Here is a 24,531-nt window from a genome sequence, read left to right as displayed (position 1 = left end):
TTTCTGCAAGACTTATTTTTTTAAAAGAGAATGTATGCGCTTACAGATTTAAGAAAGGAGAATTTTGTGGATAAGAGATATTGGGAAAAATCCTGTAAGTATAGCATCCGCAAGCTAAGTGTCGGAGCTGCCTCTGTTTTACTTGGAGCTGTGTTTTTAGCAGCACAGGGTGTGGCTGCTGATGGTGTCGAGATTACGGAAAGTGAGGCAACAATTACTGAAACCTCTGCTAAACCGGATACGAAAGTAGAAGAAGTTGTTGCTTCTAACACAGAGACTCAACCTATAGCTGAATCAGCTGAAAAGCAAACAAACCCAGGGACAGAACTACCTCAAACTAGTAGTCAGTCAGAGACAAGTGCTACTACCGCCCCTGCTGACAATAAGGAGAGCGAGAAGCCAGAACTTCCTGTGAACAAGCAAGAACATTACGAATTACATTACAACCAACCAACTGCTCCTTCCTATGATGGATGGGAAAAACAAGCCCTCCCAGTCGGAAATGGGGAAATGGGTGCCAAGGTTTTCGGACTCATCGGTGAAGAAAGAATCCAGTACAACGAAAAAACACTTTGGTCTGGAGGCCCACAGCCAGATAGTCAAGATTACAACGGAGGAAACTACAAGGACCGCTACAAAGTCTTAGCCGAAATCCGTAAGGCCTTAGAAGACGGCGACCGTCAAAAAGCCAAACGCCTAGCTGAAAGAAATCTCGTTGGGCCTAATAATGCCCAATATGGTCGCTACTTAGCCTTCGGTGATATCTTTATGGTCTTTAACAACCAGAAGAAAGGGTTAGATACTGTCACAGATTATCACCGTGGCTTGGATATTTCTGAAGCTATCACAACTACCTCTTATACCCAAGACGGGACAAGCTTCAAACGCGAGACCTTCTCTAGCTTCCCAGACGACGTCACTGTTACCCACTTGACTAAAAAGGGAGATAAGACGCTTGATTTTACCCTTTGGAATAGCTTAACAGAAGACCTAATTGCTAACGGACAGTATTCTTGGGATAATTCTAATTACAAAAAAGGGACTGTCAGTGTAGATTCTAATGGTATTTTGCTCAAGGGTACTGTTAAAGATAACGGCCTTCAATTTGCCTCTTATCTTGGTATCAAGACTGACGGACAAGTCACTGCTCAAGATGGTTATTTGACTGTCACAGGAGCAAGCTATGCAACACTGCTACTCAGTGCCAAGACTAATTTTGCTCAAAATCCAAAAACTAATTATCGCAAGGATATTGACGTAGAGAAAACTGTCAAATCTATCGTAGATGCTGCCAAGGCAAAAGACTATGAAACTCTGAAAAATGACCACATCAAGGACTATCAAAGTCTTTTCAACCGTGTTCAATTAAACCTCGGCGGTAGCAAGTCTAATCAAACTACAAAAGAAGCTCTTCAAACCTATAATCCAACAAAAGGCCAAAAGCTAGAAGAACTCTTCTTCCAATACGGACGTTACCTCCTGATCAGCTCTTCTCGTGATCGGACAGACGCCCTTCCTGCAAACTTGCAAGGAGTCTGGAATGCTGTAGATAATCCACCATGGAACTCTGACTATCACCTCAATGTCAACCTACAGATGAACTACTGGCCTGCCTACATGAGCAATCTTGCTGAAACAGCTAAGCCAATGATCAATTACATTGACGATATGCGCTACTATGGCCGTATCGCTGCTAAGGAATACGCTGGTATCGAATCCAAAGAAGGCCAAGAAAATGGTTGGCTGGTTCATACTCAGGCGACACCATTTGGCTGGACTACTCCTGGTTGGAACTACTATTGGGGTTGGTCTCCTGCTGCCAATGCTTGGATGATGCAGAACGTCTATGACTACTACAAATTCACAAAGGATGAAACTTATCTCAAAGAAAAGATTTATCCAATGCTCAAGGAAACAGCCAAGTTCTGGAATTCCTTCTTGCACTACGACAAGGCTAGTGACCGTTGGGTATCTTCTCCATCCTACTCACCAGAGCATGGAACTATCACTATTGGGAATACCTTCGACCAGTCTCTAGTTTGGCAACTTTTCCACGACTACATGGAAGTGGCTAACCATCTGAAAGTGGATCAAGACCTTGTAACAGAAGTTAAGGCTAAATTTGACAAGTTAAAACCACTTCATATCAACCGAGATGGTCGTATCAAGGAGTGGTTTGAGGAAGACAGCCCTCAATTCACAAACGAAGGTATTGAAAATCACCACCGTCACGTTTCTCATCTGGTCGGACTCTTCCCAGGTACTCTATTTGGCAAGGATCAACCTGAATATTTGGAAGCAGCACGCGCAACCCTAAACCACCGTGGAGATGGTGGTACTGGATGGTCTAAGGCTAATAAAATCAACCTCTGGGCTCGTCTCCTAGATGGAAATCGTGCCCACCGTTTGTTGGCTGAACAGCTCAGATCTTCAACCCTAGAAAACCTCTGGGATACGCACGCGCCTTTCCAAATTGATGGTAACTTTGGCGCAACCAGCGGGATGGCAGAAATGCTCCTTCAGTCTCACACAGGTTATATTGCACCATTACCAGCCCTTCCAGATGCTTGGAAAGACGGGCAAGTTTCTGGTCTTGTAGCCCGTGGCAACTTTGAAGTCAGCATGAAATGGCAAGAAAAGAATCTTGAATCCCTCACCTTCCTTTCAAATGTTGGTGGAGACTTGGTTGTAGACTATCCAAATATTGAAGCAACTTTGATTAAGATTAATGGTAAGGAAGTCCAAGCTACCCGTATCAAAGATAACCGTATTCAGCTTGCTACTCAAAAAGGCGACGTCATTACCTTTGAAAACTTCCCTGGACGTGTGACTCGTTTGACAGCTGTTCGAAAAGATGCCATGACGGCTGAACTTGACTTTAACCCAGTCAAGGGAGCAAGTCATTATGTCATCCAACGAGAAAGCAAGGATGAAAATAGCCAAGCTTCTACCCTACGTGAGTTTATCACCAACCAAACTCACTTTATCGATCGCTCAATTGATTCTAGCCATGCCTATACCTATACTGTTAAAGCTATGATGGGCGAACGTTCAACACCAGTTTCAGATGCTGCTTCTATTGATGCCTTTAGTGAGTTGGTAGATGACCGTGACAAACGCATCCAGTACGGCTCTGCCTTTGGAAATTGGTCTGACACAGAACTATTTGGTGGAACAGAGAAATACGCTGATATCTCAAATGGAAATTATTCTGATAAAGATGCGACTGCAACCATTCCATTCAATGGACCTGGTATTGAAATCTACGGACTCAAGTCATCTCAATTGGGACTTGCTGACGTTAAAATCGATGGTAAATCTGTTGGAGAACTTGACTTCTATACAGCAGGAGCAACTGAAAAAGGTGTCCTAATCGGTCGTTACACAAATCTTTCTTCAGGTCCTCACCTCATGACCATCACTGTTAAGCGCGAACACAAAGGACGTACAAACGAGCGTGCAAAAATTTCTCTCGACTACTTCAAAGTCTTCCCAGGCCAAGGAGCAACTGTTGAGAAGATTGACGACCGTGACCCTCGTATCCAGTATGGTTCCATGTTTAAGGATTGGAGCGATGCAGAACTCTATGCTTCTACAGAAAAATACGCTGACATCAACGCTGATGATAGCCTTGCTTCTGAAGCCACTGCAACCATTCCATTCTCTGGAACAGGTATCCGAATCTATGGATTAAAAACAGCATCACTAGGCAAGGCACTTGTCACACTGGATGGAAAAGAGATGCCAGCCCTTGACTTCTACACTCCAGGAGCAACTGAAAAAGGAGCTTTGATTGGTGAATTCACCAATCTAACAGATGGCGACCATGTTCTCACTTTGAAAGTAGATCCAAATTCTCCACAAGGACGAAAGAAAATTTCTCTTGATTCCTTTGATATCTTAAAGGCACCTTCTGTGTCTCTCGATAGTCCAAGTCTTGATTCCGTTAAGTCCAAAGATAAGACTGTTACCCTAACCCTACCAACTGGCAATTGGGATGCAGTCGCTGTGACCTTCCCTGGTATCAAAGATCCTCTTCTACTTAGAAAAGTCGATGATGATCATCTTGTCACATCAGGTGAACAAACAGTATTAACCATCAAGAATAATAAGGTCCAACTAGATATTCCTGAAACTACGGACCGTAAAGCTGGCAAGCCGATAGAAGCTTATGCCATCCAAGGTACAACAACGACTAGTCCTGTTGTAGCTGTCTTTCCTAAGGACGAAACTGCTCCAGTTGAAGAAAAAATCCTTACAAGCAAAGGGGATGAGCCTGCTCCAGTTGGAACCATTCCTGAGTACACAGATCCTATAGGCACTGCTGGAGATCAAGAAGCGCCTTCTGTTGTAATTCCTGAATTCACTGAACCTATCGGCACTGCGGGAGAGCAGGAAGCACCTTTCGTGGAAATACCTGAATACACTGGTCCTATCGGAACTGCTGGGGATCAGGAGGCACCTTCTGTGGAAATTCCTGAATACACCGGTCCTATCGGAACTGCTGGGGAGCAAGAAGCACCTTCCGTGGAAAGACCTGAATACACTGGTCCTATCGGAACTGCTGGGGATCAGAAAGCACCTACTGTGGAAAGACCTGAATATACCAAACCTATTGGAACTGTGGGAAATCAGGAAGCACCTACTGTGGAAATCCCCGAATACACTGAGCCTATCGGCACAGCGGGAGACCAGGAAGCACCTTCCGTTGTAATTCCTGAATATACCAAACCTATCGGGACTGCAGGAGACCAAGAAGCACCTTCCGTGATAATCCCTGAATATACTGAATCTATCGGGACTGCAGGAGACCAAGAAGCACCTTCCGTTGTAATTCCTGAATACACTGAGCCTATTGGAACTGCAGGAGATCAAGAAGCGCCTTCTGTGGTTATCCCTGAATACACTGAGCCTATAGGGACTGCAGGAGACCAAGAAGCACCAAGCATCACACTTCCTGAGTTTAAACTCAAAGTAATGAAAGATAAGACCACAAGAGCTCAAGTTATTAGTGGAACAACTGAACTCGAAGGAGCAAGTTATCTTGACAGTCAAAAAGTTGAAAACAAAGAACTCTTAGGCAAGATATACGATGCTTATGCCCTTCAACTCAAGGATAAAGATGGCAAATTAGTTCAACCAAAAGGTGCTGTACTCGTTCGTTTACCAGTTTCAGGTGCTGTCCAAGAACTCTATCAGTTGACTCCGACAAAAGACTTAAAATCACAAGAGTTCACCATCCGAGATGGGTATCTTGAGTTTATCGCTCTTGACCTGAACACCTATGCTATTGTTTACAAGACAGAAGGATCAACTATTAAACCTATCCCAGTTCATATGGAAGAAAGAAACCTAGAAACTACAAAACCATTGGTTGAAAGTAATGATGTCAATGACAAAGCCTCTACGAATGAAAAACAACTTCCAGCTACTGGTGAACAGACTAGTCCCCTCCTCTTTATGGCGAGCCTCAGCCTAGCCCTCTCGGCTGCCTTCTTACTAAAAGGTAAGAAAGATTAAACATTGTCCCCCCAGGAATAAAAATTTATTCCTAGATAAAAAAGGATGGAAAATCATTCCATCCTTTTTCTGTTTTAACCTTATCAATAAAGTCACTGACAATCAAACACCTAGAAATCAAGCCCCAGAATAATCCATTCATCTACATAATCCCAAAAAGGGATTGGGTAAATGGGTAACTCATCCTTTGACCAGAACACTCCACCTTGACTCATTGGTTTAGATAAGTCTAATACGAGATACTTTCCCATACCATTGCTAAAAAAATTGTAATAACTGGAAATGTCATTTGTTAACTGATCCTCAAATTCCCAATCATAATCAGCTATTGGTTCAATCATATCTAGATCGTCTAAGCCCATGCTTTTACTGGTATAGTCATTAAACCCTTCATGAATATGTGTATAGAAATCACGGATACTCCCGTCAAGTTCTAGTTTTGACTGATTAAAGTGGTCTGTAAACTCTCGGTCCGAAATCGGTATTTTACCCTCATAAAATACTAGACTCTTGCTCTGATAAGTTCTAATGGAATAAAGCAAGGAATAGGTAGGTCCAATTTTGATAAGGTCTATAGCCTCCAGAAACTCTTCTAGATAAGAGATCGTATTGCTGAGTTCTTCAGCTAGATATTTTTTCCATTCTCCTAGGATGATTTGTTTTCTTTTAGAAAAATCTGATGTTTGAAACGCATCCCGCCAATATTGTGGAATAGGATGATTGGACAGATTTTTAAAATTAGATAAAATCTCGACCAGCTCTCCAGATATCACATATTTCTTTAAAAATTTAATTTTTCATTCATAAACTATCTCTATTCATTTCTGTAAAATCCCCTTGACGCCACTTTTCTTCAACTCTTAAGTCCTAGATAGATAGATATAGTTTCGGGTCACAGGACAATCTTTTTCATCCTCACCCTAAAATAAAACCGATGTTCTCCAAATTCTTAACCCTTGCTTTTTAACTCAAGATCAAATTAGCTACAATAGGACTGATAAATACATAGAGAACACCTGTAACACCAATAGCTAATCCTCCCATAGCACCTGCAACTGGTCCATAGCGAAAGGCCGTTCCAGTTCCAACAGCGTGTCCTGTTCCACCCAGGGCTAGTCCAACAGCTACTGGATCGTCTATTTTTAGCCATTTTAGAAGTGTTGGTCCGATTACACTGGTCAAAATACCAGTCGCTACGACAACTACTAGAGTCACAGTAGTCAAGCCCTGCAACTTTTCTGTGATTCCCACTGCCATAGCAGTCGTTACTGACTTAGGAAAGAGGGAAATAGCTAGGAAAAAGTCCATACCAAAGATTTTGGCCACAAGGGCTGTGAAAGAGGTATTGACCACTACCGCCAGCAAACTACCAAAGAGAATACTGCGAGCATGATGCTTCATCAAGTGGAAACTCTTATAAAGGGGAATTCCTAGAGCCACTGTTGAAGGAACAATCAAGTTGTTAAGATAAACCCCACCTTGGTAGTAATCTTGGTAGGAAATGCCAGTTACCTTTAGAAAGATGATAATAAAAATAGCTGACAGCAACAAGGGAGTCGTTAAGGGATGAGGATAGCGTCTGAAAATCATCATTCCCCCAAGATAGGCTAAGATGGACAGGGCGATCCCAAAAAGGGGATTGGATACAAATTCGCTCATTTAGCACCTCTTTCTTCGTAGTCACCTTCATAGCGTTTTTTGATAAATTGAACCACAAGCGCAATCAAGATGATATTGATTACTGCCGCAAAAAAGACAATCAAGACAATAGGTAGGAGATAGGGAGCAATCACATCAAACTTTTCCATAATTCCAACCGCAGGAGGTAGAAAGAGGATGGTCATGTTGGCCAGCAAAAAGTTCCCCACCATATTGACATGGCGGATACGCAGCCACTTGAACTGCAAGGCTAGAAAAAGAATAATCAAGCCGATAATACTGCCTGGAATGGGCAAATGAAAGAAACTGGAAATCCCCTCTCCGATTAGAGAAATCACAAAGAGAATCATTAACTGAACATATAACTTCATTGTAAACTCCACAAATAGACTTTCTGCATACCAGTTTACTCTTTTTTCAGAAAATTTCAAGGAAATATATAAGAAACATCCTTCTTGCTATCCAAGCCAAAAAGGTGTATACTAATTGCGTGCGCAAGCATCATAGATGCACTAGTATGATTACACTATTATAGAGGGAAAGGAGATGGACATGACTTACTTAGAAAAATGGTTTGACTTCAACCGTAGGCAAGTAGAGCTAGAAGCTATTTTAGAAGAGACCATCGCTGAGCAGAGTGAACAAACCTTGACACTCAAGGAATTTTACCTCTTGCACTTTCTAAATCAGGCTGAAAGCAAATCCCTAAGACAAATCGACTTGCCAGATAAACTCCATCTGAGCCCTAGTGCTGTTTCACGGATGGTGGCTCGCTTAGAAGCCAAGAACTGCGGTTTACTTAGTCGGAGATGCTGCGACCAGGACAAGCGAGCTAGTTTTATCTGCCTGACGAGAGAAGGACAGACTACCCTGGCTTATTTACAAACAGCTGTTGAAGAAAGCTTAGCAAGAAAATCAAACTGGTTAGCCTAAAATATTTTTAAAAAAACTTGCGTGCGCAATCATTTTTCTTGACATTCTCTTTTACAAAGAGTAAAATAAAGTCATCATTAAACAAAGGAGTTTTTAAAATGATTGAAATTACCTATCTAGATGCCAGCAAGAACGAAAGAACTGTAACTTTCGAGTCTTATGAAGACTTTGATCGTTCACAACAAGCTTGCCTTATCGGCGTCGCAGACTACTACCCTGTCCAAAAATTAACTTACAACGGTCATGATTTGGACTACCATGGGACTTATGGAGATGTCTTCTTCTATCTCATGAAACAAGATTTAAGCCAATATAACTAAAAAAGGAGAAATACAATGGCAAAAGCAATTACAGATGCAACATTCGAACAAGAAACAAAAGACGGTTTGGTCTTGGTAGACTTCTGGGCAACTTGGTGTGGTCCATGTCGCATGCAAGGTCCAATCTTGGATAAATTGTCTGAAGAACTTTCAGAAGATGTCTTGAAAATCGTTAAAATGGATGTTGATGAAAATCCAAACACAGCTCGTGCTTTTGGAATCATGTCTATCCCAACTCTTCTCTTCAAAAAAGACGGCCAAGTAGTGAAACAAGTTGCAGGTGTTCATACAGCAGAACAAATCAAGGCCATCGTTGCTGAATTGAGCTAATCATATTAGAGACCAAGTACTTTCTTTGGTCTCTTTTTTCTTGCCCTTTGCCATTTTTCAAAAAATATGCTAGACTGTAGATAGAATATTACGATGTTTGGGACATGCCATCGCTAAAAAAAACCTCTACTTGGTATTTTTTAGCTCCCTCAAGGGAGCTTTTTGCGTGCTCTGAACATTCCCCATTTTGGAAGGAGTATTATGAAACGTCAATCAGCCTTGGTCGTCTTTAGTGGCGGTCAAGATTCTACAACCTGCCTCTTTTGGGCTAAAGAACACTATGAAACGGTCGAAGCCGTTACCTTTGCCTACGGCCAACGCCATCATCTCGAAATTCAAGTTGCTAGAGAAATCGCCAAGGAACAGGGGATTCGTCATCATATCCTAGATATGTCTCTGCTGGGGCAAATCACTGAAAACGCCTTGACTTCTGATCTAGAGATTGAGCAAAAAGAGGGAGAGGTTCCCAATACTTTTGTTGACGGTCGCAACCACCTCTTTCTATCCTTTGCGGCAGTTCTTGCTAAGCAACGAGGCATTAAAGATATCGTGACAGGTGTCTGCGAGACAGACTTCTCAGGCTACCCCGATTGTCGAGATGTCTTTGTCAAATCCCTTAATGTTACCCTCAACCTTGCCATGGATTACGACTTTGTTATCCAAACACCTCTCATGTGGCTAGATAAGGCTGAAACTTGGGAATTATCCGACCAACTCGGTGCCTTTGACTATGTTCGTGAAAAGACCTTAACCTGCTACAACGGGATTATCGGAAGTGGCTGTGGAGATTGCCCAGCCTGCCACCTACGTCAACATGGTCTTGATGTTTATCTCTCACAGAAAGGAGAGGCCTAATGTTTTTTGCACCCAAAGAAATCAAACAGGAAACCGGGGAGTCTCTTGTCTACAATCCTCACAGAACCTTGGTATCAAAAGAGTTTACCTTTGATGCTGCCCACCACCTCTTTCACTATGAGGGAAAATGCAAATCCCTTCATGGCCACACCTATCGTCTGCAGATTGCTGTCAGTGGATTTTTAGATGAACGTGGCATGGCCTACGATTTTGGAGATATCAAAGCCATCTACAAGAACTACTTAGAACCCCACTTGGATCATCGCTATCTCAATGAAACTCTTCCCTATATGAACACGACTGCTGAAAATATGGTTTACTGGATTTTCCAAACCATGAGTCAAGAGTTGCCAGATGAACGCGGTCTCCGTTTGGAATACATTCGCCTCTATGAAACTCCGACTGCCTTTGCGGAGTTTAGACGGGAGTGGTTAGATGACTAGGGAACGTGTCCTCAAACTACCAGTTCTGGAAATTTTTGGCCCAACCTTTCAAGGCGAAGGCCGTGCTATTGGCCAGAAAACCATGTTTGTCCGCACTGCAGGTTGCGACTACCACTGCGACTGGTGCGATTCTGCCTTTACTTGGGATGGCTCTGAAAAACCAACTCGCATGACAGCTGACGAGGTCATTGCTGCCTTGGATAAATTGGGGAGCTACGACTATGTCACCCTATCTGGGGGAAATCCTGCTATCCTAGCAGCCAACATGGCTGAACTCGTCACTAAACTCAAGGAACGTGGTGTCACTCTGGCTGTTGAGACTCAAGGTTCTCGCTGGCAAAACTGGTTAAAAGATATCGACCAGGTCACTCTCAGCCCCAAACCTCCTTCATCCAAGATGGAAGTCAACTTTGAAACCTTGGACTTTATCGTTTCCCAATTGGATCCAGCCAAAGTCACCTTTAAAATCCCTGTCTTTGATGATGCAGATTTAGCCTTTGCTAAAGGAATACAAGAACGCTACCAACCAGATGTTCTCTTTTTATCGGCTGGAAATCCTGAGCCCAAGGCCACAGGCAATATTATCCAAGATCAACTAGACCGCCTCAAAGAACTCTGGGAACGCATCGCTGCCGACGATAGCTGGGGCAATGTCCGCGTCCTTCCTCAACTCCATACCCTCCTCTACGACAACCAACGTGGTGTTTAAGATTAGAAAGAAAAAATCATGTCACAACAAGAAGAAATGAAAAACCTTAGCCTACTAGGCAATAAAGAAACCAACTACATTTTCGACTATCAACCAGAAGTCCTCGAATCTTTTGACAATCGTCATGTGGAAAATGACTATTTCATCAAATTCAACTGTCCTGAATTTACCTCCCTGTGCCCTATCACTGCTCAGCCAGATTTTGCAACTATTTATATTTCCTACATTCCTGACAAGCTCTGCGTCGAGTCAAAATCCCTCAAACTCTACCTCTTTAGTTACCGAAATCATGGGGATTTTCACGAAAACTGTATCAATACCATCGGGAAAGACTTGGTCAACTTGCTAGACCCTCGCTATTTAGAGGTCTGGGGAAAATTCACTCCACGCGGTGGCATTTCAATCGACCCTTACTACAACTACGGTAGACCTAGAACCAAGTATGAAGGATTGGCAGAACAACGCCTCTTCCAACACGACCTTTATCCAGAGAAAATTGACAACCGCTAAACTCATACTCAATGAAAATCAAATAGCAAACTAGGAAGCTAGCCGCAGGTTGCTCAAAGCACTGCTCTGAGGTTGTAGATAAAACTGACGAAGTCAGCTCAAAACACTGTTTTGAGGTTGCAGATGGACGCTGACGTAGTTTGAAGAGATTTTCGAAGAGTATCATACGAAAAAGCCCTGTTCCTCAAGCTGAGGAGCAAGGCTTTTTGAGTTTCAATTATTCTTCAGTTCCAAGGAAGTTTTTAGCAACAAGAGCTGCAAGAACTCCACCAACGATTGGTGCAAGGATGAAAATCCAAACTTGTTGAAGAGCTGCGCCACCCACCAAGACAGCTGGAGCCAAGCTACGAGCTGGGTTTACTGAAAGTCCAGTGATGTTCAAGCCAGCTAGAATCAAAGCTGTCAATGACAAACCAATCACCAAACCAGCGATTGCGCCATTACCTTTGCTTGCTGAAGTTACAGTCATGATGACCAAAACAAATAAGAAAGTTGCAATTGTTTCAAACAAGAAACCACCAAAAACAGTTACACCATTTGCCAAGGCATTTTCACCAAGACTTGCAGTTGACATACCTGAATTTGCCAAGAGGAAGAAGACAGATCCTGATGCAAGGAAAGCACCAACCACTTGACCGAGGATGTAGTTTACAAGCTCTGAAGATGACAAACGTTTGTTAACAAACATAGCGATAGAAACAGCTGGGTTCAAGTGAGCACCTGAAACAGTTCCAACTGAGAAAGCTGCGACTACGATTGCCAAACCAAAAGCAAGAGCAATTCCAAGGTGTCCAAGTCCTTCAATACCATTTCCAAAAACAACAGCTCCTGTTCCGATGAACACAAGCATAAAAGTACCGATTAATTCAGCAACAAATTTTTTCATGTTAAATCTCCTTTTTTCAAACTATGTATTAGTCTATCAGAAGAAGGAAAGGGTTTCAAGAAATGTGCTTGGAAATTTTGTGCAAATTTTCACATTTGATAATCAAAATCTAATATTGGAAAGATTGAATAGCTTTTTTCAAGTCATCTTGTAAATTATTTCTCTGGTCGAGTTGAACATAGACTTCTAAGAGACAGGATCTGAAATTGGAAAATTGATAAAAATCTTCCCTCTCTTCTATCTGGAAATCAAGTGACTTTATCCAAGAAGCCAGTGTCGCTTGCTCCACCTTTCCTTGCAAAATAGGTTCGTAAAGGACTCTGGCCAAGCGCCAGTCCTCATCATCTATAAATCGAACCGAAATTCTTTTAAATAGTTGGCCAAGTATGTCAAATACTTCATGAACTCTATTTTTAGAAAAGTCTGGATGACAAACAACTTCAGTCAAAAGATCAGCCCCATGAGCAAAAGCATGCACCCAACCATACTGACTTGAAAAACCTGTCGTATCCTCTTCTTTTTCAAGGTAATGCAAACCTTGATCGAGCATCGTATTTCTGATATCAGTTTTTAGCTCTCGATAAAAAAGAGACTGTTCATTACCATCAGCAGATAAGAGATTGGCATAAATAAGGGCCCTAAAAGAACGTTCAAGCGTTGAAGCTCCTGTCTTATCAATCTCTTTATCTAGCCCACCATCAGAGACAATCTCAGCAGCAATCAACTGAAATTGCTCCTTGATAAATAACTCTTCTTGAATCCCCCTAGCCAAACTGGTAAAAACCAATTCATCGCGAATCTCTGGACTAGTATCCCCTATGTGCTCAAGTAGCCACAGGAGTTCTTCTTGACGATAACTCGGTTTTTCTTCTACTACTTTTCTTTTCAATTCTGGATACATCTGCCTACCTCTTTTTATGAGTTGTCAAAAAATCATCCGCAGATGACTTTATATTAAATTCTTAAGGAAATAGAATCTGGGATAACTGGTCTAAAATGAAGTAAATAACTATCAGTAGCAGCTCTACAGCAAGTTCAAATTTAACATCACGACCTTCAACGGCGTTTTTGAAAATAGCTACAGCTAGTCCAATACAAACCCAGGAGCATTATTCTAGAACAACCTTTCTATTCCTTTACTCCCCCAACTGGGCACTATAGGCAATAATTTGGTCAACTGTGTCAGACAAGAACTGAATAGTATCACGGAGTGGTTTGTCTGTTGAAATATCGGCTCCGATAATCATAGCTGACTCAAGTGGTGTCTTGCTACCTCCAGACTTGAGGAGATTGAGCCAATCTTCAGCTCCGTTCTCAGAATGTTTCAGATGAAGATAACCTGCTGTCGAGATGACTAGTCCCGCTGAGTAGGTGTAGCTATACAAGCCCATGTAGTAGTGAGCTTGGCGCATCCAAGTCAGAGCTGCATCATCATCAATCTCAATGGCATCCCCCCAGAACTCCGTCAAGACTTCCTTCATAATGCTGTTGAGTTTGCTTGCTCCGAAAGTTTCTCCTTCTTCAATCAATGTATACACCTTACGCTGGAAGGCTGCTTCCAAAAGGTGAGTGATAAAGTTATGGAAGTAGGTGTCTGTCAAGCGGTGAGCAAGAGCGAAGCGTTTTTGACGAGGGTCGTCAGACTGGTGTTCCAAGTAATCACTGAGAAGCAATTCATTGAAAGTTGACGGTGCTTCGACATAATAGGTCGACATGTGGGCATTGAAGTAGCTTTGGTGGTTGTCAGAAAAGATAAATTGACCAGAATGCCCGATTTCATGAATCAAGGTATAGACATCGCTCAAACGACCTGTCCAACTCATGAGGACATAAGGGTGTACGCGATATGGATCCGCTGCATAACCACCAGAATCCTTGCCACTATTGGCAGCAAAATCCACCCAACGTTCTTCTTGGTAACGAGCAACTTCCTGACAATATTCTTGTCCCAAAGGTTCTACCGACTTCATGATCAAGTCATAGGCATCGTCAATAGTCACTTCAGGATTGAGGGCGCTGTCCAAGTCCAATTTCCAGTCTGCAAAGGTCATCTTTTCAAGACCATTCACCTTGGCAACATGCTTGAGGTATCTCTGAGCAACGGGCGCAAAATCCTTCATGATGAGGTCAATCTGGCGATCAAACATGGCACGGTTCACTTCTTGCTCAGCCAGGAGATAATCAAAGACTGAGTCGTAACCCTTCATATCTGCTAGTAGTTTTTCAGACTTGACTTGGGCTAGATAGGCTGCAGCGGCCGTATTTTGGTGCTTACGAAGTCCCTCTGAGAAGGAACGGAAGGATTTCTCACGAACCTCAGCATCCTCTTGGTTTTGGTAGAAATTCTCATAAGTCACAAAGCTGTTTTTGTAGGTCTTGCCATGAGCTTCAAAGTCCGCCATTTCGAAATCCCCAGCTCGCATCTTTGTGTAAATGTCCTGTGGACTGTAGAAAACTTCGCCGAGATTAGTCAAGGCCTTCTCCACATCTGCCCCAAGATAGTGGGCTTTTTTGATTTTGGCCTGACGAATGGCAGCTGTTAAATGAGGCAATTTACCCAAACGGTCCAAGACTTCATCATCAGCTTCCACCAAGGCATCGTCAAAGAAGGTCAAGGCTACGCTGGCGTCTGTTTCAAATTCCATGCCAGCTTGGGCGATATTGGCAAAATCTTCATTAGCATAGTCTGTCGTCTGAGGCATAAAGGCGTAATTGCCGATATGACTCATCTGGATGTAGATTTGTTCCAATTCTGCAAAAGCTTTCTCGAAATCTTCAAAAGTGTGAAGATTGCCCTTATAGTCACGACTAAATTGGTTGATGTCTTCACGCGCCTTCTCAATCGCACGCAAGAAATCCTCGCGGTCTTGATATAGGGCTGTTAAGTCCCAAAGTTCCTTTTCAGGAAATTCTGAACGGTGTTTTTGTTCCATCTTTTTCCTCTTATTTCTCTAATTCTAATAAAACACTAAGGGCTGACAGGGCATAAAGCGGTGCTGTTTCTGCTCGCAAAATACGAGGACCAAGACCTGCCAAGACTGCTCCTTTAGCTTCAAAACTCTCGATTTCTGCAGGTGAGAGACCACCTTCTGGACCAAAGATAAAGAGCACTTTAGCTCCTTTTTCCAGTCCAGCAACTGCTTGTATAAGTGCGGCTGATTCGCCTTCTTTAGCCGACTCTTCATAAGCCACCACTATGCGGTCAAACTGGCTCAGTTGTGCTAGAAAGTCTGCCTTTTTCTCAAAAAGCGTAATACTTGGGACAAAGTTGCGCTTGCTTTGCTCGGCTGCTCCAAGGGTGATTTTTTCTAGTTTCTCGACTTTTTTCTCTAGTTTTTTACCGTCCCATTTAGCAACTGACCAGTCTGCAGGGAAGGCCCAAATCTGACTGGCACCTAGTTCCGTCACCTTTTGAGTGATAAACTCCAACTTATCTCCCTTGGGAAAACCAGATGCGATGGTCACTTGGACTGGCAGTTCCACATTGTCAGCTAATTCTTCGATCAGTTCCAACTGACGCGCCTCCACATTGACCACGCGCGCCAAACGCTTGATCCCATCATCAAAGACTAGGGTCACCTGGTCATCTTCTTTCAAGCGCATGACCTGAAACATGTGCTTGCTGGTTTCCTTGTCCTCAATAGTGACAGGTGAGATTGCACTCCCCTTGACAAAATACTGCTGCATACTAGCCTCCAATCACACCGGAGATATCCTTGGTCTTCTTAAAGACACAGGCATTCCATTCCCCTTGAACCATGTGGGTTTCAAGGAAAAATCCAGCTGACTCAGCCGACTCGCGCACCATGTCCCACTTGTCCTTGATAATTCCACTCATGATGAGGTAGCCTTCATCCTTGACCAAGCGATAAGCATCCTCCGTCAGATGAATGAGGATATCCGCCAAGATATTAGCCACGATAACATCTGCCTCAATTTCCACTCCTTTAAGCAAATCACCTGAGGCTACATGGATGTTTTCCATGCCAGGATTGAGCTCAATATTTTCCTGAGCGACACGAACCGCCACATCATCTAGGTCATAGGCGAAAATTTCCTTAGCACCAAGTAGCGAGCTAGCAATGGAGAGGACACCTGATCCAGTACCCACATCCAGCACTGTTTCCCCACCACGAAGAACCTGTTCCAAAGCAAAAAGGCTCATCTTGGTCGTCGGATGGGTTCCTGTCCCAAAAGCCATACCTGGATCCAGCTTGATAATCTTTTCCCCAGCAGTCGCCTCATAGTCTGTCCAAGAGGGAACAATGGTCAAATCATGAGTGATACGAGCTGGTTCATAATATTTCTTCCAGTTGTCTGCCCAGTCTTCCTCAGCCAAGGCAGTCGTCCCCATCTTGACCTCACCCAAATCCATAAAATCTGTCAATTCTGCTAGGCGAGCCTGCAAGTCTGCCTCAACCACTGCCACATCAACCGTATCAGGATAGTAGGCTGTCACTACGATTTCTTCTTGCTGCTCGACCTCTGGGAAAATTTCACCGAAGCGGTCGACATTTCCCACATAGTCCATGCTATCTTCAATTGCTACCCCTTGGGCACCTAACTCAATCAAGAGGTTGGAAACCAACTCCTCTCCCTCACGCTTCACTGTAACTTTTAACTCTTGCCATGTTTCCATTATTAAGATACCAAGCCCTTAAAACACAAAGCCAAAATAGGAAACTCTCTGAAGACGCTTGTGTCTATGAGAAGTTTATCTTTTTAGCACCGTGTTTAGGGCGGGTTCAGTTTAGAAATTTAACCGAACCATCCTTTCTATTTCTCTATCAATTTTTTCATGTAGACCATTATCCATGCCTTCTTTTTCAGGTTCGATATGGGTTTGTTGGTAGCCATTCTTCTCGTAGAAGGCGACCATGCCTGCATCCTGTAATACCGTACACAAATCCCATTGTCTAACGGTTGAAAATTTCTCTTCTAGCAAGCGCAATCCTTCAGATCCATACCCTTTTCCCTGATACGGAGGCAAAATCGCTGCTGTTCCCAACCAAGCTTTCGTTAACTCTTCATTAGTCTGAATTCGTAGAAATCCGATTTTATCTTCGTTTTCTTTTACAAAGTAGTAATAGCTATTGGGACGTTCGACTAGTTTCCATTTGATTCGTTCACGGTCCTCGAGATAAGGGTCATATTCATCATGGTATTTTTCATAAACAGCCTTAAAGCTAGCTCTCTGAATTGCAATAATAGTTTCTAAATCCTCTGCTCCCGCTCGAACAAGTGTTATCATAAACCTTCCTCCAAATAATCCCTCAATCTCCCCTGTAGCTGAGGCACTGCCTGTTTAGACTTCAAAAATTCCTCAATAGGCATCAGTTTATAGGCCTGTCCTTCATTCCCAAAGGTAATATTGTCAAATTGTTCTTGTCTTAGCTGACCAACCATAAAGACCGATTGCTTGTCTTTAAAGATTACGCTAGGATAAATCTTGCTCCAAAGCAGACAGTCTTCATCTAAATGAATTCCCAATTCCTCATAAACTTCACGCGCTGCGCACTCGAAAGGGCTTTCGTTTCCTTCACGACCACCACCTGGCAACTCCCACATGTTGGGACAAGGGATATCGTCCTTGTCATCACGTAAGATAGTCAAGACCCTATCCCCACAAATCAAGGCAATCTTAGAGCCTGTAAAATCAGAAATTTCTATTCCCATATTAGACTCCTTCGGCTAATTCCTTTTCCAACTCATCTAACCACTGCTGGTAGTAGGCTTTCTCATCCCGCAGCATTCGGCTGCTATTCATTTTCTGTCTAGCAATCTTCATAGCCTTGTGAGTTTGAACTACATCTTTCTTTACCTTAAATTGATACCAAGCTTGAATGACCTGCATATCTGCTGTTTTTAGAGATAAAAAGGATTTGACTCCTCGAATGCTTGCATATTCTTCCGCTTTCTTATTACCTCCTTCTAGCAAGGTTACTTGAAGAAGGTATAACTGAGAAATTGTTCTAATCATTGAGTTATCTGTATTTTCAAGTAAAGTTTGCAAGTGCTTTTTAGCTGACTCAAGCTTATCCTCCATGATAAAAACTAATCCCTGTAGTGCTGATACACTACCAACAAAGCTCCCTTTTGCATCCTCAGGAACTGGTTGAACAAAATCTTTCAAATCATATTCTTGAGGAGCCAGCAAAGTTTGAGCAGAATGCCTCAACATCACATAAGCATAAGTCACATTCTCAGGATGCCGCATCATTTCTACTATTTTTGCTCCATCGGTGATGCCGACTGGCAAAATGTTATTTAGGAAGAAAGACAAATTAAGAAAAATCCAAGTCCCTGCAAAATACCAGCTTCTTGTCAAAAATCCAAACACTATCGCCAATAATATCAAGCTGAGATGAACCATCAAGCCTCCTGAAAGCATCAGGATGATTCTTTGATCGTTTTCATCCTCTTTTAAACCAATGTATTGAGCGCCAACATTTTTGAGAACGGCTGTTCTGCTAAGATAAAACCTGCCTGACTTTTTAGTCAAAAGAAAGTTTCCTAATCCAAAAGCCACCAGCCGATAGCCTGTCAAGTAGCCACAAAAAGCATGTCCCAGCTCATGAAGAATAAAGATTAAATACATGCTTAGAAAGGCGAAAGCATAACCAAAAGTAAAGACTAAAACTGCGGAATACCCCAACTCTGCAAATGCGATTGTTCCACAAGCAAAAGCTAGCATAATAAAGACAACAGCTAGCACATAAACCAAATAAATCCCAATTTTCTTCATAAAATCTCCAACCAACTCCTAATATCTCGGATAAGGATAAAATTCTCCCTCTTCCAAGCCTGCTTTTCCTTCTTCAAAGACTTCTTGGTTCCATTCCATGACGAATTCTTCTGCTTCTGGGTCTTCCAAAAAGTCCATAAGGGCATCTAGTCCGACCTCGGCAGTATCCTTAAGAAATAGGGCAAAATAAGCTAAAAATTCACGGGAAAATCCCTTTTTAGGCAGGTAAGGGATGACAGTCAAATAGTCTTCCTCATTGACTGTTGATTTGGCTGGATTGTAAAAAAGCACTGCTTCTTCAAAGAGAATGTCATCTGATGAAACCTCTCCATCTTCACCCACCATCTCCACACCTGCAGCATTTTGCGCTTCCAACAGAAAACTCACTTCAACCGCGTGGTTGCGCTTGTCCCAACTAATCTCAAAGTCAAAGGGAAAATTCTTCTCCAACTCTTCCTCTAAAACATCTAAAAATCCATATGTTGCCATTTTGTCCTCTTTCTATGCGACTCTTTAATCGCCCCGATTACTCGGAAATGTGCTAAAATAGATACTACCATCTTACCACATATACATCAGAAAATCCACGTTAGAAAGGACTGCTATGCCAGACAATCTCGCGCTTCGCATGCGCCCTAAAACCATCGACCAGGTCATCGGCCAGGAGCATCTGGTCGGACAAGGAAAAATCATCCGTCGCATGGTGGAAGCCAACCGCTTGTCTTCCATGATTCTATATGGACCTCCGGGAATCGGCAAGACCAGTATTGCCTCTGCCATCGCAGGGACGACCAAGTATGCCTTTCGAACTTTCAATGCGACAGTTGATAGTAAAAAGCGACTGCAAGAAATTGCGGAAGAGGCGAAATTCTCTGGTGGTCTCGTCCTATTACTAGACGAGATTCATAGACTAGATAAAACCAAGCAAGACTTCCTCTTGCCTCTCTTGGAAAGTGGTCTGATCATCATGATTGGCGCTACGACTGAAAATCCCTTCTTTTCTGTCACTCCTGCCATCCGTAGCCGAGTTCAAATTTTTGAGTTAGAACCTCTGTCTAACCAAGACGTCAAAGAGGCCCTGCAGATAGCTCTAAGTAACCCTGAGCGTGGTTTTGATTTCCCAGTAGAACTAGATGAGGATGCGCTGGATTTCATCGCAACTTCTACAAACGGAGACCTGCGTTCTGCCTTCAACTCACTGGACTTGGCTGTTCTTTCTACCCCTGAGAATGATGAGGGCATTCGCCATATTACTCTAGACATCATGGAAAATAGTCTTCAGAGAAGCTACATTACTATGGATAAGGATGGAGATGGCCACTATGATGTTCTCTCAGCCCTGCAAAAGTCTATCCGTGGCTCAGATGTTGATGCCAGTCTTCACTATGCTGCCCGCTTGATTGAGGCTGGTGATTTGCCAAGTCTCGCTCGTCGTTTGACTGTTATCGCTTATGAAGATATCGGTTTGGCCAATCCTGAAGCCCAGATTCACACCGTGACTGCTCTGGGTGCTGCACAAAGGATTGGTTTCCCAGAAGCCCGCATTCTCATTGCCAATGTCGTCATTGATTTGGCCCTTTCTCCAAAATCCAACTCAGCCTATGTAGCTATGGATAAGGCACTTGCCGACCTCAAAACATCAGGGCACTTGCCTATTCCGCGACACCTGCGTGATGGACACTACAGCGGAAGCAAGGAACTAGGGAATGCCCAAGACTATCTCTATCCACACAACTATCCTGGAAATTGGGTCAAGCAAGACTATCTGCCAGAAAAAATCCGCAATCATCACTATTTCCAAGCAGAAGATACTGGTAAATATGAACGTGCCCTAGCTCAACGCAAGGAAACCATAGATAAATTACGAAATTTGTGAAATCCTATCCAAATAATTACATTTACCCCTTGATTTTTTTTGAAAAAGTGGTATTATATAAACATAGAAACGCTGTGGTGTACGACCTCACACTTAAGTGTTGACCGACTATTTTTTGTATTATTAGGGAAACAAAAGTCTTCTAACAGCATGTAGGCCGTCTCACACGGAAACAGCTTCAGTTAGAGCGAGTTGCCCACCTGCTTAATTGCGCGGGTTCAATACAAACCGTGAAGTTTCGGCACCAATACAGCTTTTTTGTTTGCCTCCTTAGCTCAGCTGGCAGAGCAGCGGACTCTTAATCCGTGGGTCACAGGTTCGATCCCTGTAGGGGGCATCTAAATCAACAGGAAAAAGCCTTGAAATCAAGGCTTTTTTACTTATCAAATCAATCTCATCCATACTTTTCACCACTCAAAAAGTGAGCCATCAGTTTGGCCAATGTCATTAAGTTAGTAATCTAACTATTTGAATAGGAGATAGGATTGAGATCATCAAAGTGATTCTCTATCCTATCTTCTATTTTTTTGCATAACAAATAAAGGTTTTTTCACCCTATTTTTTGAGATTTATGTTACTCTATAGATGAAATCAACTACCGATTGGGCCTTTATTTTTCTTGGATATTTTCGATTCGGTCGAATAATAGATAACTGTTTCTTGAGGTAGTTTTTCAACTGGAGAGAAGAAAGGGAACCGTTAAAAAACAAACGGCAGGCATAAGTCGCATCTGAGAAACACACTTTATATCTTTGTTTTTTGTGACTACTGTCGATGGCAACTTGCGAGGTTAACCAACGACAAAAGTTAAAATTTGTAAATCGGGCAAAGATTTCTTGGAGAATCCCTTCCTTCTTTTTGGCATGAAAATTGACCAAGCCAATACTGTATTTCAGGTCACGAAAACTAGTCTCTATGCCCCATCTGCTGGCGTAGAGATTTTTTAATTGTTGGACTGAATAATCTGTATTTGTCACTAAAGTTTCGTATTTTCCTTCTTCCACTTCTAAACGCACCATACGAAAAGGAAGTTGGTATAGTTCAACAGGGTCATGTTTTTGACTTGTTTCTGGAAGAAAATCAAAAGTAGAATTGTGTGGAATAAAATGATAGTCATTGGGGAAATCACGATAAAGTTTTTTGAGCTGATTGGTTTGCTTTCGTGATAATTTTAGAGAAAAGTTTTGATCAAAACACTCTGTATTTGGCAAGTTGAAGGAGGAACGCATGGATTGTTTTCCATCTCGAATTCGGATGATATAAAGCCATCCTTTTTCTTGAAAATGAGCCATAAGATTGTAACTTTCATAGCCTCTATCCATGATAACAAGAGCTTTCTCGAAAGGGAGAAGCCTCCATCATCTGAATCAGAGCTAAGCACTCATGTTGCCTATGTTTGTCTTGAATAGAAACATCTCTATACACTCCAGTCTTCAAGTCGTATAGGGCATTTATGTGTATGAGATTATAGGATTTAACATCCGTTTGGGTTTGGATAGAGGTTTCTGTATCCATGGGAGTTCGAGGAATACAGGTATCACTTCCATCTGCAGCTAATATCGGAAGATTGGTGTTAAGTGGAATAGGTGCTGTAAATTCTTTAAATAAGGTATAGAAAGCCTCAGATTTTATCTGATAGCGTCTTTGAACAAAGGCTGAATTTGAAACTGTCAGTCTAGCATCTAGTAATTCTTTTGACAGTGATTTTCCTCCCATTCCCAGAATGGTACGAATCATGGTTTCTAGTGATAACCTTCTTTTACGAGTAAAGGCCTGTTCATCTTGTTTGACGAGCTCAACTTTTTGACTAAGGATACTCTGAATACTCTTATTCAAGTGGGCTTTTATCTGTTTTATCATGGGAAGTACCTCCTTAACTATCAGTTTAGCACATAAAAAAAGAAACCCAAATACAGAATTGTATTTGAATTTCTTAACTTAATGACATTGTCAGTTTGGCTCACTTTTTCTTTTTTCATTCTTAATTACGGTAAAAATGACTATCTTTGTCGCTTGGTGATTGGCCGATTGCCAAGACGTCTTGGCTGCCATCCGTACCAGTCAATTCATTTGCTACGCCTGCTGGGGTAAAGATAAGGCGTGCTCCTTCTCCACCACCAACAAGATGAATTCCTGTCAGATAGTAACCGTCCTTCTCCTCTACTTGATCCATCTCATATTTAAAAGTTCCCTTTGAGCTTTGAATCGTCACAATGCCGTCAGCTGTAATTGTAGCTGTTGTTCCTGCATAATTCTCCCAAGTTCCAAGGAATTTAGAATAATCTTTTTGATTTTCCGCCTTTGTCTCAGTTTGACTACCTGTAGCGCTTGAAGAACTTGTCTCAGACTTCTGCTCCTCTTTTTGACTAGCTTCTGTTTTACTTGATGACTCCTTAGTTACTTTAGAAGAAGCCTCTTTGCTTAAAGATGCTGTAGTTTTTTCAGTATTTCCTCCACAAGCAGCTAATGTTAAGACCGCCAGCAAAGCAAGAGCTGAAAGACTGGTGTAGCGCAATGTTTTTTTCATGATAATCTCCTTTTAAAATGATGATACAGTTTCATCTGCATCTAAAATAGCTAGCCTGAAATTACATATATTTTTGACGGCTAACCTGTAGTTTTCAGTGTATCATTTATTTCCATATAATTCAATAGTTATTTGACATCAAAAAAGGCTAATCCAATCAGGAATTAGCTCTTCTATTTTTAGTAGATAAACATGGCATCGCCAAAGCTAAAGAAACGGTACTTTTGGTCGATAGCATGCTGGTAGGCTTCGAGGACCAATTCACGCCCTGCAAAGGCAGAAACAAGCATGACCAAGGTAGACTTAGGCAAATGGAAATTAGTAGAAAAAGCATCCACAACCTTCCAGTCATAACCTGGCTTGATAAAGATATTGGTCCAGCCAGAGTCGGCTTGGATTTGACCATCAAACTTGCTTCCGATGGTTTCGAGCGTACGGATAGAGGTTGTCCCCACAGCAATCACGCGGCCACCATTTTCTTTGACCTGACGCAAGGTCGCTGCAGCTTCCTCAGACAATTGATAAAACTCTGAGTGCATCTCGTGTTCATCCAGGTTATCTACCGAAACAGGCCTAAAGGTTCCAAGCCCAACGTGCAAGGTCAAGTAAACTAGGTGAACTCCTTTTTGCTGGATTTCTTCTAGTAATTCTTTGGTAAAATGCAGACCTGCAGTCGGAGCAGCGGCTGAGCCACTTTCCTTGGCATAGACTGTCTGGTAACGTTCTCGGTCATCCAACTTTTCGTGGATATAAGGAGGAAGCGGCATTTCTCCCAGGCTTTCAAGCACTTCTAGGAAAATCCCTTCATACTCAAAACGGACAATACGACCGCCATGGGTTAATTCCTCAGTCACGACTGCGCTAAGTCGACCATCACCAAAGATGACACGAGTGCCGACCTTGAGACGTTTGGCAGGTTTTGCCAAGACTTCCCATTCGTCTCCTGCTGTATTTTTCAAAAGCAAGAGTTCAACATGGCCCCCTGTTTCTTCTTTTTGACCATGAAGTCGAGCTGGCAAAACGCGGGTATCATTCATAACCAGGGCATCACCTGGCTCTAGCATTTCAATAATGGAGTGAAAATGGCGATCTTGAAATTCCCCTGTTTTGCGATTGACCATCAAGAGTTTAGATGCATCGCGCTTTTCCAAAGGAGTTTGAGCAATTAGCTCCTCTGGCAAGTGAAAATCAAAATCATTGGTATTCATTGGTGTCATA

General features: G+C 42.4%; 22 protein-coding genes, 1 tRNA gene and 2 pseudogenes. 10 read left to right on the top strand and 15 right to left on the bottom strand.

The annotated features are described in order from the left end of the window. The first annotated feature begins 66 nt into the window (after nucleotides 1-66). Nucleotides 67-5,520 carry an SIALI-17 repeat-containing surface protein gene (locus M1R56_RS05105; protein WP_248034831.1) on the top strand — a complete coding sequence of 1,818 codons (5,454 nt, stop codon included), beginning with the start codon at nucleotides 67-69 and terminating at the stop codon, nucleotides 5,518-5,520. A gap of 110 nt (nucleotides 5,521-5,630) precedes the next feature. On the opposite strand, the gene M1R56_RS05100 is transcribed toward M1R56_RS05105, so the two are convergent. The 3 genes from M1R56_RS05100 to M1R56_RS05090 form a co-directional block, all read right to left on the bottom strand. Continuing rightward, the gene (locus M1R56_RS05100) at nucleotides 5,631-6,293 is read right to left on the bottom strand and encodes a hypothetical protein (RefSeq protein ID WP_248034830.1); all 663 of its coding nucleotides are present in this window, start codon (nucleotides 6,291-6,293) and stop codon (nucleotides 5,631-5,633) included. Nucleotides 6,294-6,483: 190 nt separating this feature from the next. Next, nucleotides 6,484-7,179 carry an LrgB family protein gene (locus M1R56_RS05095; RefSeq protein WP_248034829.1) on the bottom strand — a complete coding sequence of 232 codons (696 nt, stop codon included), beginning with the start codon at nucleotides 7,177-7,179 and terminating at the stop codon, nucleotides 6,484-6,486. After that, complete coding sequence (locus M1R56_RS05090; protein ID WP_000781321.1) at nucleotides 7,176-7,550, bottom strand: CidA/LrgA family protein; 375 nt, start codon at nucleotides 7,548-7,550, stop codon at nucleotides 7,176-7,178. The genes M1R56_RS05095 and M1R56_RS05090 overlap by 4 nt, the downstream gene beginning before the upstream one ends. Nucleotides 7,551-7,731: 181 nt before the next feature. Between M1R56_RS05090 and M1R56_RS05085 the strand changes: the two genes are divergently transcribed. From M1R56_RS05085 to queF, 7 genes are all read left to right on the top strand, one after another. Then, nucleotides 7,732-8,112 (top strand): MarR family transcriptional regulator, encoded by a 381-nt coding sequence (locus tag M1R56_RS05085; protein ID WP_248034828.1) that lies wholly within the window; start codon nucleotides 7,732-7,734, stop codon nucleotides 8,110-8,112. Nucleotides 8,113-8,210: 98 nt separating this feature from the next. Then, complete coding sequence (locus M1R56_RS05080; RefSeq protein WP_000570256.1) at nucleotides 8,211-8,432, top strand: DUF4649 family protein; 222 nt, start codon at nucleotides 8,211-8,213, stop codon at nucleotides 8,430-8,432. A 15-nt stretch (nucleotides 8,433-8,447) separates the two neighbouring features. Then, entirely contained in the window at nucleotides 8,448-8,762 is a 315-nt protein-coding gene (gene trxA, locus M1R56_RS05075) for a thioredoxin (RefSeq protein ID WP_001029581.1), read from the top strand. Between the two features lie 201 nt (nucleotides 8,763-8,963). Next, nucleotides 8,964-9,617, top strand: coding sequence for a 7-cyano-7-deazaguanine synthase QueC (queC, locus tag M1R56_RS05070; RefSeq protein ID WP_049546548.1), 654 nt, complete (start codon nucleotides 8,964-8,966; stop codon nucleotides 9,615-9,617). Next, nucleotides 9,617-10,060: a 6-carboxytetrahydropterin synthase QueD gene (gene queD, locus M1R56_RS05065; protein ID WP_125386811.1), complete on the top strand. Its 444-nt coding sequence runs from the start codon at nucleotides 9,617-9,619 to the stop codon at nucleotides 10,058-10,060. The genes queC and queD overlap by 1 nt, the downstream gene beginning before the upstream one ends. Beyond that, complete coding sequence (gene queE / locus M1R56_RS05060; protein WP_248034827.1) at nucleotides 10,053-10,769, top strand: 7-carboxy-7-deazaguanine synthase QueE; 717 nt, start codon at nucleotides 10,053-10,055, stop codon at nucleotides 10,767-10,769. The genes queD and queE overlap by 8 nt, the downstream gene beginning before the upstream one ends. A gap of 18 nt (nucleotides 10,770-10,787) precedes the next feature. Continuing rightward, nucleotides 10,788-11,279, top strand: coding sequence for a preQ(1) synthase (gene queF, locus M1R56_RS05055; RefSeq protein ID WP_248034826.1), 492 nt, complete (start codon nucleotides 10,788-10,790; stop codon nucleotides 11,277-11,279). A 217-nt stretch (nucleotides 11,280-11,496) separates the two neighbouring features. Here queF and M1R56_RS05050 read toward each other — a convergent pair whose 3' ends face one another. The 9 genes and pseudogenes from M1R56_RS05050 to M1R56_RS05010 form a co-directional block, all read right to left on the bottom strand. Next, on the bottom strand, nucleotides 11,497-12,165 hold the full coding sequence (locus M1R56_RS05050; RefSeq protein ID WP_075231899.1) for an aquaporin: 669 nt from the start codon (nucleotides 12,163-12,165) through the stop codon (nucleotides 11,497-11,499). A gap of 109 nt (nucleotides 12,166-12,274) precedes the next feature. Then, on the bottom strand, nucleotides 12,275-13,066 hold the full coding sequence (locus M1R56_RS05045; RefSeq protein WP_248034825.1) for a DUF2785 domain-containing protein: 792 nt from the start codon (nucleotides 13,064-13,066) through the stop codon (nucleotides 12,275-12,277). Nucleotides 13,067-13,301: 235 nt separating this feature from the next. Continuing rightward, on the bottom strand, nucleotides 13,302-15,098 hold the full coding sequence (gene pepF / locus M1R56_RS05040; protein ID WP_248034824.1) for an oligoendopeptidase F: 1,797 nt from the start codon (nucleotides 15,096-15,098) through the stop codon (nucleotides 13,302-13,304). 10 nt (nucleotides 15,099-15,108) lie between these two features. Next, nucleotides 15,109-15,852, bottom strand: a complete 744-nt coding sequence (locus M1R56_RS05035; protein ID WP_248034823.1) for a 16S rRNA (uracil(1498)-N(3))-methyltransferase — start codon at nucleotides 15,850-15,852, stop codon at nucleotides 15,109-15,111. 1 nt (nucleotide 15,853) lies between these two features. Further along, the gene (gene prmA, locus M1R56_RS05030) at nucleotides 15,854-16,804 is read right to left on the bottom strand and encodes a 50S ribosomal protein L11 methyltransferase (RefSeq protein ID WP_248034822.1); all 951 of its coding nucleotides are present in this window, start codon (nucleotides 16,802-16,804) and stop codon (nucleotides 15,854-15,856) included. Nucleotides 16,805-16,941: 137 nt separating this feature from the next. After that, a pseudogene (locus tag M1R56_RS05025) lies at nucleotides 16,942-17,416 on the bottom strand (GNAT family N-acetyltransferase). After that, nucleotides 17,413-17,841, bottom strand: a complete 429-nt coding sequence (locus M1R56_RS05020; RefSeq protein WP_248034821.1) for an NUDIX hydrolase — start codon at nucleotides 17,839-17,841, stop codon at nucleotides 17,413-17,415. The pseudogene M1R56_RS05025 and the gene M1R56_RS05020 overlap by 4 nt, the downstream one beginning before the upstream one ends. Before the next feature lies 1 nt (nucleotide 17,842). Continuing rightward, on the bottom strand, nucleotides 17,843-18,910 hold the full coding sequence (locus M1R56_RS05015) for a M50 family metallopeptidase (protein WP_248034820.1): 1,068 nt from the start codon (nucleotides 18,908-18,910) through the stop codon (nucleotides 17,843-17,845). A gap of 18 nt (nucleotides 18,911-18,928) precedes the next feature. Continuing rightward, a complete protein-coding gene (locus M1R56_RS05010) occupies nucleotides 18,929-19,399 on the bottom strand; it encodes a DUF3013 family protein (protein ID WP_248034819.1) in 471 nt (156 codons plus the stop codon). Between the two features lie 115 nt (nucleotides 19,400-19,514). Between M1R56_RS05010 and M1R56_RS05005 the strand changes: the two genes are divergently transcribed. Both M1R56_RS05005 and M1R56_RS05000 read left to right on the top strand, forming a co-directional pair. Next, the gene (locus M1R56_RS05005) at nucleotides 19,515-20,786 is read left to right on the top strand and encodes a replication-associated recombination protein A (RefSeq protein WP_248034818.1); all 1,272 of its coding nucleotides are present in this window, start codon (nucleotides 19,515-19,517) and stop codon (nucleotides 20,784-20,786) included. A 264-nt stretch (nucleotides 20,787-21,050) separates the two neighbouring features. Beyond that, nucleotides 21,051-21,123, top strand: a tRNA-Lys gene (locus M1R56_RS05000). A gap of 232 nt (nucleotides 21,124-21,355) precedes the next feature. Here M1R56_RS05000 and M1R56_RS04995 read toward each other — a convergent pair. From M1R56_RS04995 to queA, 3 genes and pseudogenes are all read right to left on the bottom strand, one after another. Next, nucleotides 21,356-22,646 (bottom strand): annotated as a pseudogene (locus tag M1R56_RS04995) (IS4 family transposase). Between the two features lie 121 nt (nucleotides 22,647-22,767). Next, nucleotides 22,768-23,313 (bottom strand): DUF6287 domain-containing protein, encoded by a 546-nt coding sequence (locus M1R56_RS04990; protein WP_248034817.1) that lies wholly within the window; start codon nucleotides 23,311-23,313, stop codon nucleotides 22,768-22,770. A gap of 179 nt (nucleotides 23,314-23,492) precedes the next feature. Next, nucleotides 23,493-24,521, bottom strand: a complete 1,029-nt coding sequence (queA, locus tag M1R56_RS04985) for a tRNA preQ1(34) S-adenosylmethionine ribosyltransferase-isomerase QueA (RefSeq protein ID WP_248034857.1) — start codon at nucleotides 24,519-24,521, stop codon at nucleotides 23,493-23,495. Between the last annotated feature and the right edge of the window lie 10 nt (nucleotides 24,522-24,531).

The organism is Streptococcus sp. oral taxon 431, assembly GCF_023115445.1.
GTDB lineage: Bacteria > Bacillota > Bacilli > Lactobacillales > Streptococcaceae > Streptococcus.
This window is presented reverse-complemented; position numbering and strand designations above follow the sequence as displayed.

Bases quoted from the DNA above. Each gene is read 5' to 3' on its own strand.
- M1R56_RS05095 (WP_248034829.1), bottom strand. From the start codon at position 7,179: ATGAGCGAATTTGTATCCAATCCCCTTTTTGGGATCGCCCTGTCCATC.
- M1R56_RS05090 (WP_000781321.1), bottom strand. From the start codon at position 7,550: ATGAAGTTATATGTTCAGTTAATGATTCTCTTTGTGATTTCTCTAATC.
- M1R56_RS05085 (WP_248034828.1), top strand. From the start codon at position 7,732: ATGACTTACTTAGAAAAATGGTTTGACTTCAACCGTAGGCAAGTAGAG.
- M1R56_RS05080 (WP_000570256.1), top strand. From the start codon at position 8,211: ATGATTGAAATTACCTATCTAGATGCCAGCAAGAACGAAAGAACTGTA.
- trxA (WP_001029581.1), top strand. From the start codon at position 8,448: ATGGCAAAAGCAATTACAGATGCAACATTCGAACAAGAAACAAAAGAC.
- queC (WP_049546548.1), top strand. From the start codon at position 8,964: ATGAAACGTCAATCAGCCTTGGTCGTCTTTAGTGGCGGTCAAGATTCT.
- queD (WP_125386811.1), top strand. From the start codon at position 9,617: ATGTTTTTTGCACCCAAAGAAATCAAACAGGAAACCGGGGAGTCTCTT.
- queE (WP_248034827.1), top strand. From the start codon at position 10,053: ATGACTAGGGAACGTGTCCTCAAACTACCAGTTCTGGAAATTTTTGGC.
- queF (WP_248034826.1), top strand. From the start codon at position 10,788: ATGTCACAACAAGAAGAAATGAAAAACCTTAGCCTACTAGGCAATAAA.
- M1R56_RS05050 (WP_075231899.1), bottom strand. From the start codon at position 12,165: ATGAAAAAATTTGTTGCTGAATTAATCGGTACTTTTATGCTTGTGTTC.
- M1R56_RS05045 (WP_248034825.1), bottom strand. From the start codon at position 13,066: ATGTATCCAGAATTGAAAAGAAAAGTAGTAGAAGAAAAACCGAGTTAT.
- pepF (WP_248034824.1), bottom strand. From the start codon at position 15,098: ATGGAACAAAAACACCGTTCAGAATTTCCTGAAAAGGAACTTTGGGAC.
- M1R56_RS05035 (WP_248034823.1), bottom strand. From the start codon at position 15,852: ATGCAGCAGTATTTTGTCAAGGGGAGTGCAATCTCACCTGTCACTATT.
- prmA (WP_248034822.1), bottom strand. From the start codon at position 16,804: ATGGAAACATGGCAAGAGTTAAAAGTTACAGTGAAGCGTGAGGGAGAG.
- M1R56_RS05020 (WP_248034821.1), bottom strand. From the start codon at position 17,841: ATGGGAATAGAAATTTCTGATTTTACAGGCTCTAAGATTGCCTTGATT.
- M1R56_RS05015 (WP_248034820.1), bottom strand. From the start codon at position 18,910: ATGAAGAAAATTGGGATTTATTTGGTTTATGTGCTAGCTGTTGTCTTT.
- M1R56_RS05010 (WP_248034819.1), bottom strand. From the start codon at position 19,399: ATGGCAACATATGGATTTTTAGATGTTTTAGAGGAAGAGTTGGAGAAG.
- M1R56_RS05005 (WP_248034818.1), top strand. From the start codon at position 19,515: ATGCCAGACAATCTCGCGCTTCGCATGCGCCCTAAAACCATCGACCAG.
- M1R56_RS04990 (WP_248034817.1), bottom strand. From the start codon at position 23,313: ATGAAAAAAACATTGCGCTACACCAGTCTTTCAGCTCTTGCTTTGCTG.
- queA (WP_248034857.1), bottom strand. From the start codon at position 24,521: ATGAATACCAATGATTTTGATTTTCACTTGCCAGAGGAGCTAATTGCT.